Here is a 15718-nt window from a genome sequence, read left to right as displayed (position 1 = left end):
GCCGGTCCGCGCGCACGCGGACTACTGGCCCACACGCCCCGGCTGCAGCACCTTCGTGAACAGCACCGAACCTCCCGTCGCCCGCAGACGGACCGTCAGTTCGCCGCTGTCGCCGTCGATGTCGACCTCGCCGAAGTACTGCGGGGACTCCATCGGCGAGACGTTCGCCGTCGTCGGCGCCTTGATGAAGACCCGGTCGGGACCGAAGGTGCCGTCCAGCGCGTTCGCCGGGAAGCCGCCGGCCGCCAGCGGACCGGAGACGAACTCCCAGAACGGCGCGAATTCCTTGAAGGCCGCGCGCGACGGGTCGTAGTGCTGCGCCGAGGTGTAGTGCACGTCCGCAGTCAGCCACACCGTGCCGGTGATCCTGCGGTGCTTGACGAACCGCAGCAGCTCCGCGATCTGGAGCTCGCGGCCGAGCGGCGCGCCCGGGTCGCCCTGCGCGACGGCCTCGATGTCCGTCGCGCCGTCCGGCACGACCAGACCGAGCGGCATGTCCGAGGCGATCACCTTCCACACGGCGCGCGACCGTGCCAACTCCCGCTTCAGCCACACCAACTGCTCCGCGCCCAGGATGCCGTTGGTGTCGTCGGGCTGGCGGTCCGGCGAGTTGGCGTTGCGGTACGTACGCATGTCGAGCACGAACACGTCCAGCAGCGGACCGTGGCGCACGACCCGGTGCACCCGGCCGTCCTCGCCCGTGGAGGGCAGCGTGGAGATCGGGAAGTACTCGCTGAACGCCTTGCGGGCGCGGGAGGCCAGCGTGTCGACGTCCTTCACCGTGTAGCGGGCGTCGGTGAGGATCTCGCCCGGGTACCAGTTGTTGACGACCTCGTGGTCGTCCCACTGGGTGATCGTCGGCACCTCGGCGTTGAACCGGCGTACGTTCTCGTCGAGCAGCGAGTAGCGGAAGTTGCCCCGGTACTCGGCGAGGGTCTCCGCGACCTTGGACTTCTCCTCGGTGGTGACGTTCCGCCAGACACGGCCGTCCGGGAGCGTTACCGACGCCGACAGGGGGCCGTCCGCATAGATCGTGTCGCCGCTGCACAGGAAGAAGTCCGGGTTCAGGCGGCGCATCTCCTCGTACGCGTAGAGCCCGCCGATGTCCGGGTTGATGCCCCAGCCCTGGCCCACGATGTCGCCCGACCAGAGGAACCGGACGCCCTGGCGCCGCTTGGCGGGGGCGGTCCGGAAGGTGCCCGGTACGGGCTCACCGGTGCGGCGGTAGTCGTCCGGGTCGGCCAGCGTCACCCGGTAGTGGATCTGCTCGCCCGCCGGCAGACCGCGCAGCGGGACCGTACCCGTGAAGTCGGTGTCGGCGCCCAGGAGCGGGCCGTGCCACCGTTTCGCCCTGTGGAACGACTCGGTCGCGGAGGTCTCGACGATCATGCGCGCGGGACGGTCGGAACGCACCCACACGAGGCCGGAGTTCGTGGTCACGTCTCCGGCCTGCACACCCCACTGAGCCTTCGGCCGGCCGGACAGGGCGAACGCGGGGGCCGTGCTGACGGAAGAGGGCAGGGCGAGCGCCGCCGACGCGGCGAGCGAGCCGCGCAGCACGCTGCGGCGGCCGGGGAACGGGTTCGGCGGGCTGTGTGACATGGGACGCCTCCTGGGACGGGTCGGACCAGTGTGCACGGCCACAACTACTGGTGCGCCGCAGCGCACGCGCAAACCACAAGTGAACAACGTGCTCCGCGGGATCGGGACAGGGCGGTCGAAGTCGGCGGGTGATGCGCGGGTTGCCTGTGGCTTGTCGCGCAGTTCCCCGCTCCCCTTACAGGGCGGCCCGCACCGCCGTCGCCATCAGACGTACGCCCTCTCGGATGCGCGTCGGAGAGACATGGGCGTAGCCCAGCACCAGGCGTACGACGTCGTCCTTCGCCGGACCGTGTGTGTAGTCCGTGAGGGGGCGTAGAGCGATGCCTGCCGTGGTCGTTCGGTCCAGGAAGCGGTCCTGAGGTCCGTAGCGGCCGGGCAGGGTGGCGATGACGTGGAGGCCGGCGTCGATGCCGGAGATCTCCGCGCCGGGGAAGTGGTCCTCCAGGGCCGCGACGAGCGTGTCGCGGCGCTCCTTGTACGCCCGCTGGCAGCGGCGGAGTTGGCGGTCGTAGTCGCCGCGCTCCACGAAGCGGGCGAGCAGCGCCTGGTCGACGACGGGGTTGCCGAGGTCCATCGTGCGCTTGCGCTCGACGACCTCCTCGGCCAGCGCCGCCGGCACCAGCAGCCAGCCGAGCCGCAGCCCCGGTGCCAGGGACTTGCTCACCGACCCCGTGTACGCCACGTGCTCCGGATCGAGTCCCTGAAGGGCGCCCACCGGGGCCCGGTCGTACCGGAAGTCCCCGTCGTAGTCGTCCTCCACCAGGAGCCCGTCCACGGCGCGTGCCCAGTCGAGGAGTTCGGTGCGGCGCCGCGCGGAGTACGCGATCCCCGACGGGAACTGGTGCGCCGGCGTCGTCACCACCGCCCGTACGCCCGACGCCCGGAGCGGCCCGGTCGCCAGCCCTTCGTCGTCCAGGGGCAGCGGTACGGTGCCGATGCCCGCCGACGCGTACAGGGTGCCGTGCTCCGGGCTCGCGGGATCCTCCACGCCGACGGTGCGCACCCCGCGCGCGTGGAGCACGAATCCGAGCAGTGTCATCGCCTGCGCCACACCGGAGACGACCACCACCCGCTCCGGATCCGCGACCACGCCCCGGCGACGGGCCAACAGCTCCGCGAGAGCCGTACGCAGTCGGGGCAGCCCGCGCGGGTCCGGGTATCCCAGCGTGTGGTGAGGCAGTTCGGCGAGCACCCCGCGCTGCGCGGCCGACCAGGCGGCGCGCGGGAAGAGCGACAGATCGGGTGTGCCGGGCAGGAAGTCGGCCCGGGCGCCGGGGGAGCGGGGAGCGAGGTCCCGCGCGCGAGGGAGGGCGGCCCGGACGGCCCCGCCGACCCAGGTCCCGGCACCCCGGTCGCTGCGCAGATAGCCCTCCGCGGTCAACTGCTCGTACGCCTCGGTGACCAGGCCCCGGGACACCCCGAGATCGGCGGCGAGTTCACGGCTGGACGGCAGCCGGGTGCCGGACGCCAGCCGCCCCGAACGGACCGCCTCGCGCAGCGCGGCCTGCAGCGAACGGCCACGCGCGCGTGCCGGTGCCGAAGCGGCCGGCAGGAGCAGCTCCCACGCGGCGGCCCACTCCGCCTCTCCGGGCGTATCCGGATTGGTCCCCGATGACGTCATGGAAGTGGACCTTAAACCGGACCGCCGCCCTTCATAGCGTCACGGGCATGAACGCCACCACCACCCGCGGGGCCCTGCTCGCCGCCCTCGCCTGCGTCCTCGTCGGGGGCTCCTTCACCGCCAACAGCGTCCTGGGCCACTACCCGTACGCGGGCGGCCAGTTCGTCCGCTACGGCCTCGCCTGTCTGCTGCTCCTGCCGCTGGTCGGCCGGGGCGGCGCGGCACCCCTGCGCACTCTGACGCCGGCCCAGTGGACCCGGCTCGCGCTGCTCGCGGCGGTCGGCATGGTCGGGTTCAACCTCTCCGTGATCGCGGCCGAACGAACCGCGGAACCCGCGGTACCGGGTGTCTTCGTAGGCTGCGCCCCGGTCGTCGTGGCCGTTCTCGTACCTCTCCTGGAGGGCCGCCGGCCCCAACGGATCGTCCTGTACGGGGCGTTGCTGGTGGCCTGCGGTGCCTTCGTCGTGCAGGGGTGGGGACGCGCCGACGGAGCCGGAATCACCTTCTCCTTGTGCGCGCTCGTCGGCGAGGTCGGCTTCGCGGTGCTCGCCGTGCCCGTGCTGCGACCGCTCGGGCCCCGGTTGCTGTCCGCCACCGTGTGCGGAGTCGCCGCCGTCGAGTCGGCGGTGGCCGGGGTCATCGTCGACGGCCGCGCCTGGCTGCGGACTCCCGATACCACCGAGACGGCCGCCCTGTTGTGGCAGGCGGCGGTGGTCACGGTCATCGGCTTCGTCTGCTGGTACATGGGCATGCAGCGCATCGGCGCGGAGCGCGCCACGCTCTTCTCCGGGCTCATCCCCGTCGCGGCGGCCTGCACGGCCCCGCTCGTCGGAACGGGCTCCTACGGGGCGCCCCAGGCCGTCGGCAGCGCCCTCGTCGGTGCCGGAGTCGCCCTGGGATCGGGCGCGTTGAGCCGGTGGACGCGAGGCAGGTCAGCGGCTGCCGTCCAGGACGACCCGGGCGACCAGCGCCGGATCGTCGTTCATCGGGACGTGCCCACAGCCGGGCAGCCGCACCAGCCGGGCCCGCGGAATGATCTGCTTGGCCCGGATCCCCTGGCGGCGCACCAGAATCCGGTCCCGGGTGCCCCACGCGACGGTGACGGGAAGTCCGGGGACGTCGTCGGAGAACTGCACCGAGCCACCGGCCCTGAGCGTCTCGGCGAAGCCCTGGGCATTGGCCAGCGCGAGGGTCTCGGCGACGACCGCCTCGGGTGAACGACGGGCCGGGCGGGCGTAGATGCTGCTCGTCAGCACAGTGCGCCCGGCCGCCGACCGGGACAGCCGCTCGACCATCGGCAGCGGCATGCTCCGCGCGGCCGCCCGCATCGCCTGCAGCAGACCGAACGCGTACCGCCGCTCGGTCGGAGACCAGAACCCGGCGGGCGACAGCGCCGTGACGGACCGTACGAGCTTCTCGCGGCCCAGCTCCAGGGCGAGCAGCCCGCCCAGGGAATTGCCTGCCACATGCGGCCGGTCGAGTTCCAGCGCCTCGCACAGCCCGCTGAGCGCGGCGTTCATCGTCGGCAGGTCGTGGGCGAGCCCGTCCGGCAGCGCGGGCGACTCGCCGAAGCCGGGCAGGTCCACCGCGATCACGTCGCGTTCGGCCGCCAGGATGTCGACGACCGGGTCCCAGGCCTGCCGGTGGTGACCTATCCCGTGCAGCAGCAGGAGCGGTTCGCCGCTGCCCACGCGCGCGTACGCGAGGGTCACGGTCCGCGGGCCACGCGGAGAGGGGACGCTGAAGGAGACCGTGGCGGACATGGAGCTGCTCCTCGTCTGGTGACCGGCTGACTCCTAGACACCTTGTCAGCAATTACTACCCGCGGGTAGCCCTCGGATGCCGTCAATCTCCCGGGCGTACGGCCCCCAACGCCTCCCGCGCGCCTCCCGACCCGTTCCGCACGCGGGGGCCAGGGTGTGCGGGACCACCCGTTATTCGCCTGGACACGACCCGATACGTCGGGTTGGGATGGTGCCGTGGCTACCGACACCTTGACCGAGGTATTCGAAGAACACCGGCCCGTCCTGACGGGCGTCGCCTATCGCATGCTCGGCCGGGTGGCCGACGCCGAGGACGTGGTCCAGGAGGCATGGCTGCGCTGGTCCGGCGCCGACCGCTCCGACGTACGCGAACCGCGCGGATACCTGGTGCGCGTCACGACACGGCTCGCCATCGACCGGCTGCGGCAGGTCCAGTCCCGCAAAGAGGCCTACGTAGGGCCCTGGTTGCCCGAGCCGTACGTCACCGACTTCGGGGCCACCGTCCCCGACACGGCGGAGCGGGCGGTGCTCGCCGAATCGGTCTCCCTGGCCGTTCTCGTCGTCCTGGAGTCCCTGTCGCCGCTGGAACGCGCGGTGTTCGTCCTCCGGGAGGCCTTCGGCTATCCGTACGCCGACATCGCGGTCACGCTCGACCGCAGCGAGTCCGCGGTGCGGCAGCTCGCCGGGCGGGCCCGGCGGCACGTCGAGGAGAAGCGGCCGCGCTACGAGGTCGACCCCGCCGAACAGCGCGATCTCACCGAACGGTTTCTCGCCGCCGCGACGGAGGGTGATTTCGAGGGGTTGATGTCCCTACTGGCCCCCGACGTACGCCTGGTGGGCGACAGCGGCGGACTGGCCCAGGCGCCGCTGCGGGTCCTGGAGTCGGCCGACAAGGTGGGCCGCTTCATCGCCGGAATCACGCGGAAGGGCGTTGCGAACGCATCGTTCCGCTTCCTGGAGGTCAACGGCGGGCCGGCCCTCCTGGTGCTGTCCGACGACAAGCCCGACAGCGTCCTCCAGCTGGACGTCGTGAACGGCCGGATCCAGTGCGTCTACATCATCCGCAACCCTGAGAAGCTGCTGTCGCTCGCCGTCGACTGACACGCTCCGCCCGGCCCGAGCCCCCGTCCACCAGGCGGGGGCTTTGCCTTTGTGTCACGTATACGGCGCATCGCGAACACCGCATGAACGCTCTGTGTAAACACGCCTGTGCGAGCTGTAACGGATCGAGGATTGGTCTTGACCAAGGGTTGGGGCCGCCATATGGTCGCAGGGATAGTGCAGGAACCTTTAATAAACAAGGGCGTTAAAAGCCGCCGGGACACGGCGATTGCGGAGGACACGGTGGGGACCACGCAGTTGGATACGGTGCCGGAGCCCAAGTACTGGCATCTCAAGACCGTGCTCAGCGAAGCACTGGACTCCGAGTTCTCGGTGGGCGAGGTCCTGCCCAACGAGCGTGATCTCGCAGCCCGGTTCGGTGTCGCCAGGGCCACGCTCCGCCAGGCCCTGGAGCAGCTCGAACTGGAAGGCCGGCTCCAGCGCCGCCGCGGCGTCGGCACGACCGTGGCACCGCCGCGCATGGGCGTGGCCGTCGGCTCCGAGCAGCACACGTGGCCGGGCGCGGTCGGCGACGCCTGGCAGCTCGCGGACTGCGCGCTGGCGGTCCCGCCCTCGGCGGTGGCCCAGGCCCTGGAGACCGAACCCGACGAGCAGGTGCACATCGTGCGCCGCTCCCGGGTGACGCACGGCCAGCCCGTGGCCGCGGAACTGCTCTACATCCCAGCCGCCTCGGTGCCCGACCTCTCCGGCATCGACGCGCCCTCGGGAGCCGCACGCGCGCGTGCGGTGCTGCGCGAGCTGCAGCGCCTCGGCCTGGAGAGCCAGGACCGCTCCGTGGAGCTGGGCTCGGCCCGCGCGGACGACGCCAAGGAACTCGACCGGCTTCCCGGCGCGCCCGTCCTCGTCGTCACGACCCGCTTCGTCGCCGAGGGAGCCACGGCGGCGGTCTCCGTCGCCACGTACCGTGCCGACACCTGCCGGCTGACGTTCGGCGACTCGGGCGGCGTGGAGATCCACCACGACCCGGAGCGCCGCGCCTCCTGACGGACCGCCGCTCGTACGCGTACCCGTCGCGCCCCGGGACTCCGGGTCGCGACGCGTTCCGTTTCCCGCGTCCGGGACCCGCTCAGCGGCGTGCCGTCACGGTGCCCTCCACCGCGAACAGCTGCTCCTCCACATGGTCGAGCGCCAGCCGCAGCGCGCCCGTCGCCACCGCGGCCTCGCCCAGGAGCGACAGCGTCACACGGGGCGGCCGCAGACAGTAGCGGGCCAGCTCCTTGCGCAGCGGTTCCAGTACGCCGTCGATGCCCGCCGCCCAGCCGCCGATCACCACGAGCTCGGGATCGAGCGCCAGGACGAGCGCGGCCACGTCGTGGACCAGACGCTGGATGAAGCGGTCGACGGCCGCCAGGGCCCGTTCGTCGCCCTCACGCGCGTGGGTGAACACCTCCGCGACCGCCTGCTCGTCGAGGGGGTGCAGCGGCTCGTCCGTCGTGGACAGCAGCGTCTCCGGAGTGACCTCGCGGCCCAGCAGGTGGAGCGCGCCGATCTCGCCCGCCGCGCCCCCGTAGCCGCGGTGCAGCCGCCCGCCGATGAGGGATCCGGCGCCCGGGCTCAGCCCGGCCAGCACGAACACCATGTCGTCGGACTCGGTGGCCGCGCCCTTCCAGTGCTCGGCGACCGCCGCCGCGTTGGCGTCGTTCTCGACCAGCACCGGACACTTGAAGGAACGGCGCAGCCGCTCGCCCAGCGGAAGCCCCGTCCACTCCGGCAGCGCCGTACCGAGGCGTACGGTGCCGTCGGCCTCGACTATCCCGGGCGACGCCACGCCCACGGCCCGCAGGGATCCCCGCGCGACCCCGGCGCGGCGCAGCAGCTCCGCGACGGCCGTACGCAGCCGTTCGAGCCGTTCGTCCGCCGGCGCGGTCTCGCACACGTCCTTGGCGAGCGAGCCGAGAATCCGCCCGTCCAGGTCCGAGAGGAGCGCGGCCACGCGGTGGGGGCCGATCTCCAGGCCCAGCAGATGGCCCGCCTCCGCGCGGAAGCGGAACCGGCGCGCGGGACGGCCCTGGCGCCGGGCAGCGCCCTCCTCGGCCGCCGTCTCGACGACGAGCCCGCCCTCGATGAGCCCCTCCACGACACCCTCGACCGTGGGCCGGGACAGCCCGGTCACCCGGGTGATCTCGGTGAGCGTCGCGAACTCCGTGGCGCGCAGCGCGTGCAGCACCACCGCGGAGTTGATCCTCCGAAGCAGAGAGGGATCCCCGCCGGTCAACCGCCCCAACGTCCGTCCTCCCAGCCAGTGCGCGTGTTGGTTGGGCGGATCGTACTCGGAGTGGCGGCCTCCGGCGAGTGCCGGGGACCCTCTCCGTGCCCCGGGACCCGATCGTCCGGGCGGTCACGGACCCCGACGCGTACGCCGAGATCACCGCCTGTGCACGGTCCCGCACTCCCCGCCTCGCCGGTACGCCGCCGACGTGGGACTTCACCATCTCGGCGCCGACAGCCGACAGCCGACAGCCGGCCGCACGGGCGATCTCGCGGCGACGGCGGTGCGGGCGGTGATCGTGCTTCCGGCCGGAGCCAGGAGGTTTCGCCGTCGGGACGCGTGAACCCGAGGGCCCGTTGTCACCTGACGGGCCGCCAAGTGTCAGTGGTGACCGGTTTACTGGACTTCATGACCACTGAGCGACACCTCGCCACGATCGACGAGCTGTGCGTCCGCGACTTCCCCGCGGCGCACGGCTGGTCGGACATCGGCGCGGGGGGACCCGGCTACCACCTGGTGGTGCTCGAGACGACGCACGGCCTCGGGACGGGCGACCAGGGGGAGCGGACGGAGATCACGGACCAGTTCATCGCCTACAGAGAGGGCGTGGCCGAGCAACTGAACCAACGTTGGGGAGAGGCGTACCCCACGAGCCTGGACGGCGTCTTCCTGCGCTCCGAGGACCCGGACGAGCAGATACCGAAGCCGTGGGCCTACCTCAGCGCCTACGTGAGATACGTGGACCTGTGGGAGGCCGACGGCACCGGACGCTGGGTCGCCGTGGGGGTCTCGGAGCCGAGGGAAGGGCTGGAGGTCCAACTCTTCGCACTGGTCACGGAGTTGGCCCCACCGTGACCCGTCACGCCTGCGCGGCCTCCCGCAACCGGCCGAACTCCTCCGACATCGTCGCCGCCGTCCAGTGCGCGTTCAGACCACTCGGGTTGGGCAGCACCCACACACGAGTCGGGCCGAACGTCCGCTCCTGCGGCCCGATCCGGGCCTTGCGGTCGTCGAAGGCCGCCCGGTAGGCGGTCACACCCACCACGGCGAGCCAACGCGGCCGCAGCCGCTCCACCCTGGCGGCGAGCAGCCGCCCGCCCTCCCGGTACTCGTCCGCGCTCAGCTCGTCCGCCCGGGCGGACGCCCGCGCCACCACATTGGTGATACCGAGCCCGTACGAGAGCAACTCGCCCTGCTCGGACGGCTTCAGCAGCCGGGGCGTGAACCCGGACAGGTGCAGGACCGGCCAGAAGCGGTTGCCGGGGCGCGCGAAGTGGTGGCCCGTGGCCGCCGTCATCAGACCCGGATTGATACCGCAGAACAGCACCTGGAGACCGTCGGCGACGACATCCGGTACGAGCCGGTCGCGGGCGGCCTCCAGTTCGGCGGGGGTGAACCGCGTCAGAGGATCGCCCCCGGCGTGTAGCCCGCGGCCTCCGGGTGCTGCTTCACGATCTCCTCGATCCGGGCGACGACCGCGGCCACCTGGTCGGCGGCAGCGCCCGTGAAGGACAGCTTGTCGGCCATCAGCGCGTCGAGCCCGGCCCGGTCCAGCGGGATGCGCTCGTCCGCGGCGAGCTTGTCGAGCAGTTCGTTGCGCTCGGCGCCCTGCTCACGCATGGCGAGGGCGGAGGCGACGGCGTTCTCCTTGATGGCCTCGTGCGCGACCTCACGGCCGACGCCCGCGCGCACCGCGCCCATCAGCACCTTGGTCGTCGCGAGGAAGGGGAGGTAGCGGTCCAGCTCACGCGCCACGACCGCCGGGAACGCGCCGAACTCGTCGAGCACGGTCAGGAACGTCTCCAGCAACCCGTCGAGGGCGAAGAACGCGTCGGGGAGGGCCACCCGGCGCACCACCGAGCAGGACACATCGCCCTCGTTCCACTGGTCGCCGGCCAGCTCGCCCGTCATCGAGGCGTAGCCGCGCAGGATCACCATCAGGCCGTTCACACGCTCGCAGGAGCGGGTGTTCATCTTGTGCGGCATCGCGGAGGAGCCGACCTGACCGGGCTTGAAGCCCTCGGTGACCAGCTCGTGCCCGGCCATCAGCCGGATCGTCTTGGCGGTGGACGAAGGAGCCGCGGCCAGCTGCACCAGCGCCGTCACGACCTCGTAGTCGAGCGAGCGCGGGTAGACCTGCCCAACGGACGTGAACGCCTGCGAGAAGCCCAGGTGCCGGGCGATCCGCTGCTCCAGGTCCGCGAGCTTGGCCGCGTCCCCGCCCAGCAGGTCGAGCATGTCCTGGGCCGTGCCCACCGGGCCCTTGATGCCGCGCAGCGGGTAGCGGGCGAGCAGCTCCTCGACCCGGCCGTACGCCACGAGCAGTTCGTCGGCGGCGGTCGCGAAACGCTTGCCGAGGGTCGTCGCCTGCGCCGCCACGTTGTGCGAGCGGCCCGCCATGACCAGCTCGCCGTACTCGCCCGCGAGCTTGCCCAGGCGGGCCAGGACGGCCACCGAGCGGTCGCGCATCAGCTCCAGGGAGAGCCGGATCTGCAGCTGCTCGACGTTCTCGGTGAGGTCCCGGGACGTCATGCCCTTGTGTACGTGCTCGTGCCCGGCGAGGTCGTTGAACTCCTCGATCCGTGCCTTCACGTCATGCCGCGTGACCTTCTCGCGCTCGGCGATCGAGGCCAGGTCGACCTGGTCGAGCACCCGCTCGTAGTCGGCGAGCGCGGCCTCCGGCACCTCGATCCCGAGGTCCTTCTGGGCCCGCAGCACAGCGAGCCAGAGCTGACGCTCCAGCTTCACCTTCTGCTCGGGGGACCACAGGGTGGCGAGCTCGGCCGAGGCATAGCGGCCGGCGAGGACGTTCGGGATACGGGGCTTTGCGGGCGCAGTCACGTGTACGGATTCTACTGGCGGTTCATGCAGGCCAGCGCCACGGGCCTGTTTGTCGGAAGCTACGAGAGCGCGGGCGTGCGGCCGGGAGGCGGCCGGCGGTGATCCACGGATTCCTCACGTGGTCATCCTCAAGTGGTGATCCACGGATTCCGGCCCGGCGGTCTACGATCCCGCGTCGGCCAGCTCCGCCAGGATGTCGGCGTGGCACAGCTCCGGCGCGCACCAGCAGGCCAGCGTCCTGCCGCGCAGCTCCGGCACGAGGGCCAGCAGCTCGGGGTGTTCGAGGAGGTACGTCCGGTACTTGGCCATCACCTCGGCGCGGGTGCCGTCGCGCTTCTTGGTGGCGGTGTCGTAGGCGAACGGGTTGTAGAGCGGGTGCTGGGGAAGGTCCCAGTGCCCCATGGTCCAGCGGCGGCCGACGTACACGAGGTCCGCCGGGGCGTGCTCCAGGCGGGGGCCGAAGTCGTGGATGCGGCCCTTGAGGTTGATGACGGTGGTGGTCACGGCGGACTCCGTTCCCTTGACGGGGCTGGCGGTGCTGGCGCGGCTCGCGGGGCGGCGAGCCCGATCATGCGCCGCGCGGGCCGCGCACGCCACCGGCAGGCTCGGCACCACGGGCCGGCTCGACACAGTGCCCCGGCCCCGGCCCCCTGCCAGGGCCTACGCCCCCGGCGTCTCGTACGGCAGCAGGTCCGGTCGCTTGGCCGGGAGGCCGTCGCCGGACGAGCGGCCGGTGAGGCGGCGGCCGATCCACGGCAGTAGGTACTGCCGGGCGAAGCGCGCGTCGGCGGTGCGGCGGGCGCCCCAGCCGGGCGGCGGGGACGGCGGCATGGGGGTGCGCCAGTCGGCGTCCTCCGCGTCGTACCCGAGGGTCTGCCACACCGCCTCGGCGACCCGGCGGTGCCCCTCGCCCGTCAGGTGCAGCCGGTCCACGTCCCACATCCGGGGGTCGCCCAGCGACGGGGCCCCGTAGAGGTCGACCACGAGCGCGCCGTGCCGGGACGCGAGGTCGTCCACGCAGGCGAACAGTTCCTCCATGCGCGGGCGGAACCGGGCCAGGACCGGGCCCTGGCGGCCGGGGCTGCGCATCAGGACGAGCTGCTTGCAGGCAGGGGCGAGACGCTCGACGGCCTCTTCCAGGAGTCCGCGGACCCGCCCCATGTCGCACTTGGGCCGCAGCGTGTCGTTGAGCCCGCCCACGAGTGTGATCACGTCGGGCTGCATGGCCGCGGCGACGTCGACCTGCTCGGCGACGATCTGCCCGATGAGCTTTCCGCGTACGGCGAGATTGGCGTACCGGAACCCGGGTGAACGGGCGGCCATCCGGGCCGCCAGGAGGTCGGCCCAACCCCGGTACGAGCCGTCGGGAAGGCGGTCCGACATGCCCTCGGTGAAGGAGTCGCCGATCGCGACAAGACTGGTGTAGGTGTCATTCGTCTGCATGGCGGAAGAGATGATATCCCGTGCACATACCCACCGGTCTGCCGCCTGGCGCGCGCCCTCTCACGCCACACGCCCCCGTTACACGGGCTGTCCGAACAGCTCCCTCAGGACGTCCTCCATCGTCACCAGCCCCGCCAGCCGCCCGTCCGTACCCAGCACCGCGGCCAGGTGCGTACGGCTGCGTCGCATCGCCGTCAGGACGTCGTCCAGCGGTGTGCTCTCCCGGATGCGGGCGATGGACCGCATGTCCTGGACCCGGAACGGCAGGTCGCGCGGCATCGCGTCCAGCGCGTCCTTGACGTGGAGGTAGCCGACGATGCGACGCCCCTCGTCCACGACGGGGAAGCGGGAGAAGCCCGACTCGGCTGACAGCGCCTCCAACTGCTCGGCCGTGACACCCACGCGCGCGTAGACGACGCTTTCCAGCGGAAGCACCACGTCCCGCACCGGACGGCGCCCCAGTTCCAGGGCGTCGTGCAGCCGCTCCTGCGCGCGGTCGTCGATCAGCCCGGCCTCGCTGGAGTCCTTGACCAGCCGGGCCAGTTCCGTGTCCGAGAACGTCGCGGACACCTCGTCCCGCACCTCGACCCGCAACAGCTTCAGCAGCCCGTTCGCGAACGCGTTGATCGCGAAGATCACCGGCCGTAGCGCCCGCGACAGCCCGACCAGCGGCGGACCGAGCAGCAGCGCCGTCCGCACCGGCTCGGCGAGCGCGATGTTCTTCGGCACCATCTCACCGAGGAGCATGTGCAGATACGTGGCCAGGGAGAGCGCGATCACGAACGAGATCGCGTGCCCGGTGCCCTTCGACAGCCCCACCGCGTGGAACACCGGCTCCAGCAGATGCGCGATCGCAGGCTCCGCGACCACGCCCAGGACCAGCGTGCACAGTGTGATGCCGAGCTGTGCTGCCGCCATCAGCGCGGACACGTGTTCCAGACCCCACAGCACGCTGCGCGCCCGCCGGTCGCCGTCCGCGCCACCCTCCATGGACTGTTCGATCTGACTGCGGCGCACGGAGATCAGCGCGAACTCGGCCGCCACGAAGAAGGCGTTCACCACGAGGGTCGCCAGACCGATGAGCAGCTGTACGGCGGTCATCGCCCGCCCCCTTCACGAGATTCCCCGGGCCGTTCGGGCGGGACGTCCGCGGCGTGCGGAGCGTGCATCAGCACCCGCGCGGCCCGTCGCCCCGACGCGTCCCCCACGTCCAGCCGCCACCCGGCGACCTCGACCGTGTCCCCCTCGGCCGGAATGCGCCCCAGCTCGGTCGCGATCAGGCCCGCGAGGGTCTCGTACGGCCCCTCCGGCGCGCGCAGACCGACCCGGGCCAGCCGGTCGATGCGTACGGAGCCGTCGGCCGAGTACAGCGTGCGGTCCTCGTCGTCCGTGCCGGCCGGGGCCAGATCGGGCGTCTCGTGGGGGTCGTGCTCGTCCCGCACCTCACCGACGACCTCCTCGACGATGTCCTCCAGGGTGGCGACCCCGGCGGTGCCGCCGTACTCGTCGATGACGACGGCCATCGTGCGCCTGCCGGACAGCCGGTCCAGGAGCCGGTCGACGGTCAGCGACTCCGGTACGAGCAGGGGCTCACGCATCAGCTGAGACACGCGCGTACGAGCCCGGTTGTCGGCGGGCACGGCGACGCAGTCCTTGATGTGCGCGACACCGACGACCGAGTCGAGGTTGCCGCGGTAGACGGGGAAACGGGACAGGCCGGTCGCCCGGGTCGCGTTCGCCACGTCCTCGCAGGTCGCCTGGACGTCGAGGGCGATGACCTGGACGCGTGGCGTCATCACGTTCTCCGCGGTGAGGTCAGCGAGGTTCAGCGTGCGCACGAACAGCTCGGCGGTGTCCGGCTCCAGGGCACCCTGCTTCGCGGAGTGCCGGGCCAGCGCGACCAGTTCCTGCGGGCCGCGCGCGGAGGCCAGCTCCTCGGCGGGCTCGACACCGAAGCGGCGCACGACACGGTTGGCCGTGTTGTTGAGATGGCTGATGAACGGCCGGAACAGCGAGCTGAACCAGCGCTGCGGTGTCGCCACCCGCTTGGCCACGGCGAGCGGTGAGGAGATCGCCCAGTTCTTGGGCACCAGCTCGCCGACCACCATCAGGAAGACCGTCGACAGGGCCGTACCGATGATCAGGGCCACGGACGAGGACGCGGACTCCGGGACACCGGCGGCCTCCAGCGGACCCGCGATGAGCTTGGCGACGGACGGCTCGGCCAGCATGCCGACGACCAGGTTCGTGACCGTGATGCCGAGCTGGGCGCCGGAGAGCTGGAAGGTGAGGTTCCGTACGGCCTTGAGGGCGCCCGCCGCACCGACCTCCCCGCGCTCGACGGCCCGCTCCAGTTCGCTGCGCTCGACCGTGGTCAGTGAGAACTCCGCCGCGACGAAGGCACCGCAGGCGAGCGAGAGCAGCACCGCCACGGCGAGGAGGAGCACTTCGGTCATCGGGTCACCTCCGTCCCATGATCGGCCAAGGGCAGGGGAATCGCGCGATGACGGCGATGACGGCACAGCGGAACGCCGTGCCGTACACCGTGCCGTCGGGTACCGGGAGGCTCGCCCATGGGCGGAGGCTCACACCTTTCCTGGGGAGACGACTTTCCTGGGGACGACCGGGTCCCCCGCGGACAAAGGATCAAGCACGTCCCGCGCTTCGGTCAGTCGGCCAGCGGCTTGACCCAGCGTCGCCAGTGGTCCTCGCGATGGTAGCCAGTGGCGGCCCAGGTGTGGTGTGCCTGTTCGTTGGCCTCCAGGACCATGGCGTCGACGCGGCGCCCGCCCAGGGCGGCGAAACGCTGTTCGGCCGCTTCCAGCAGAGCGCTCGCGATGCCCTGCCGACGGTGGTCCGGGTGCACGGCCAGTCGGTAGGCGGAGCATCGCCATCCGTCGAAGCCGGCTATCACGGTTCCCGCCAGGGTGCCGTCGCGCTCCGCGAGGAGCAGGGCTTCGGGGTCTCGCTCGACGAGGGCCGCCACTCCGGCGTGGTCGTCGCTGATGCTGGTTCCTTCCGCGGCTTCGCGCCAGAAACGCAACACGGTGTCGATGTCGGCGAGGGTGGCACAGCGGATGTGGAGATCACTCATGGGGCGAGCCAAGCAGAGCGCCG

At 71.9% G+C, this 15718-nt stretch carries 15 protein-coding genes and 1 pseudogene; 5 read left to right on the top strand and 11 right to left on the bottom strand.

Translation table 11 applies throughout. The features are described from left to right. Positions 1 to 21: 21 nt before the first annotated feature. Together ACIBEI_RS10625 and ACIBEI_RS10620 are read right to left on the bottom strand one after the other, a co-directional pair. The gene (locus ACIBEI_RS10625) at positions 22 to 1602 is read right to left on the bottom strand and encodes an alkaline phosphatase D family protein (RefSeq protein ID WP_398887147.1); all 1581 of its coding nucleotides are present in this window, start codon (positions 1600 to 1602) and stop codon (positions 22 to 24) included. A 175-nt stretch (positions 1603 to 1777) separates the two neighbouring features. Continuing rightward, the gene (locus tag ACIBEI_RS10620) at positions 1778 to 3223 is read right to left on the bottom strand and encodes a PLP-dependent aminotransferase family protein (protein WP_398887145.1); all 1446 of its coding nucleotides are present in this window, start codon (positions 3221 to 3223) and stop codon (positions 1778 to 1780) included. Here ACIBEI_RS10620 and ACIBEI_RS10615 point away from each other — a divergent pair. Further along, positions 3214 to 4059: pseudogene (locus ACIBEI_RS10615) on the top strand (DMT family transporter); the annotation flags it as partial. The gene ACIBEI_RS10620 and the pseudogene ACIBEI_RS10615 sit on opposite strands and share 10 nt — an antisense overlap. Before the next feature lie 96 nt (positions 4060 to 4155). Here ACIBEI_RS10615 and ACIBEI_RS10610 read toward each other — a convergent pair. Then, the gene (locus ACIBEI_RS10610) at positions 4156 to 4986 is read right to left on the bottom strand and encodes an alpha/beta fold hydrolase (RefSeq protein WP_398887143.1); all 831 of its coding nucleotides are present in this window, start codon (positions 4984 to 4986) and stop codon (positions 4156 to 4158) included. Positions 4987 to 5202: 216 nt separating this feature from the next. On the opposite strand from ACIBEI_RS10610, the gene ACIBEI_RS10605 reads away from it, so the two are divergent. Both ACIBEI_RS10605 and ACIBEI_RS10600 read left to right on the top strand, forming a co-directional pair. After that, the gene (locus tag ACIBEI_RS10605; protein WP_398887141.1) at positions 5203 to 6087 is read left to right on the top strand and encodes an RNA polymerase sigma-70 factor; all 885 of its coding nucleotides are present in this window, start codon (positions 5203 to 5205) and stop codon (positions 6085 to 6087) included. A 243-nt stretch (positions 6088 to 6330) separates the two neighbouring features. Beyond that, positions 6331 to 7092 carry a GntR family transcriptional regulator gene (locus ACIBEI_RS10600; RefSeq protein ID WP_398887404.1) on the top strand — a complete coding sequence of 254 codons (762 nt, stop codon included), beginning with the start codon at positions 6331 to 6333 and terminating at the stop codon, positions 7090 to 7092. Positions 7093 to 7174: 82 nt separating this feature from the next. Here the strand turns inward: ACIBEI_RS10600 and ACIBEI_RS10595 are convergent, their stop codons facing one another. Beyond that, positions 7175 to 8332 (bottom strand): ROK family transcriptional regulator, encoded by a 1158-nt coding sequence (locus ACIBEI_RS10595; RefSeq protein WP_398887139.1) that lies wholly within the window; start codon positions 8330 to 8332, stop codon positions 7175 to 7177. Positions 8333 to 8418: 86 nt separating this feature from the next. Here ACIBEI_RS10595 and ACIBEI_RS10590 point away from each other — a divergent pair, with 86 nt between their 5' ends. Together ACIBEI_RS10590 and ACIBEI_RS10585 are read left to right on the top strand one after the other, a co-directional pair. After that, positions 8419 to 8613, top strand: a complete 195-nt coding sequence (locus tag ACIBEI_RS10590; RefSeq protein WP_398887137.1) for a hypothetical protein — start codon at positions 8419 to 8421, stop codon at positions 8611 to 8613. A gap of 112 nt (positions 8614 to 8725) precedes the next feature. Then, positions 8726 to 9172: a hypothetical protein gene (locus ACIBEI_RS10585; protein ID WP_398887135.1), complete on the top strand. Its 447-nt coding sequence runs from the start codon at positions 8726 to 8728 to the stop codon at positions 9170 to 9172. Between the two features lie 4 nt (positions 9173 to 9176). Here the strand turns inward: ACIBEI_RS10585 and mug are convergent, their stop codons facing one another. From mug to ACIBEI_RS10550, 7 genes are all read right to left on the bottom strand, one after another. Then, the gene (gene mug, locus ACIBEI_RS10580) at positions 9177 to 9722 is read right to left on the bottom strand and encodes a G/U mismatch-specific DNA glycosylase (protein ID WP_398887402.1); all 546 of its coding nucleotides are present in this window, start codon (positions 9720 to 9722) and stop codon (positions 9177 to 9179) included. Then, positions 9719 to 11158 (bottom strand): adenylosuccinate lyase, encoded by a 1440-nt coding sequence (purB, locus tag ACIBEI_RS10575; RefSeq protein WP_055610848.1) that lies wholly within the window; start codon positions 11156 to 11158, stop codon positions 9719 to 9721. The genes mug and purB overlap by 4 nt, the downstream gene beginning before the upstream one ends. A gap of 162 nt (positions 11159 to 11320) precedes the next feature. Beyond that, positions 11321 to 11662: a DUF4326 domain-containing protein gene (locus tag ACIBEI_RS10570; protein WP_398887132.1), complete on the bottom strand. Its 342-nt coding sequence runs from the start codon at positions 11660 to 11662 to the stop codon at positions 11321 to 11323. A 156-nt stretch (positions 11663 to 11818) separates the two neighbouring features. Beyond that, positions 11819 to 12601, bottom strand: a complete 783-nt coding sequence (locus tag ACIBEI_RS10565; RefSeq protein ID WP_398887130.1) for an SGNH/GDSL hydrolase family protein — start codon at positions 12599 to 12601, stop codon at positions 11819 to 11821. Between the two features lie 78 nt (positions 12602 to 12679). Then, a complete protein-coding gene (locus tag ACIBEI_RS10560; protein WP_398887128.1) occupies positions 12680 to 13702 on the bottom strand; it encodes a hemolysin family protein in 1023 nt (340 codons plus the stop codon). After that, the gene (locus tag ACIBEI_RS10555) at positions 13699 to 15057 is read right to left on the bottom strand and encodes a hemolysin family protein (RefSeq protein ID WP_398887126.1); all 1359 of its coding nucleotides are present in this window, start codon (positions 15055 to 15057) and stop codon (positions 13699 to 13701) included. The genes ACIBEI_RS10560 and ACIBEI_RS10555 overlap by 4 nt, the downstream gene beginning before the upstream one ends. A 212-nt stretch (positions 15058 to 15269) precedes the next feature. Further along, positions 15270 to 15695: a GNAT family N-acetyltransferase gene (locus tag ACIBEI_RS10550; protein ID WP_398887124.1), complete on the bottom strand. Its 426-nt coding sequence runs from the start codon at positions 15693 to 15695 to the stop codon at positions 15270 to 15272. Positions 15696 to 15718: the final 23 nt, after the last annotated feature.

This window comes from Streptomyces sp. NPDC050988 (assembly GCF_044456225.1).
Lineage (GTDB): Bacteria > Actinomycetota > Actinomycetes > Streptomycetales > Streptomycetaceae > Streptomyces.
Note: the sequence above shows the minus strand (reverse complement) of the source record. Positions and strands in the feature narration are given on the sequence as shown.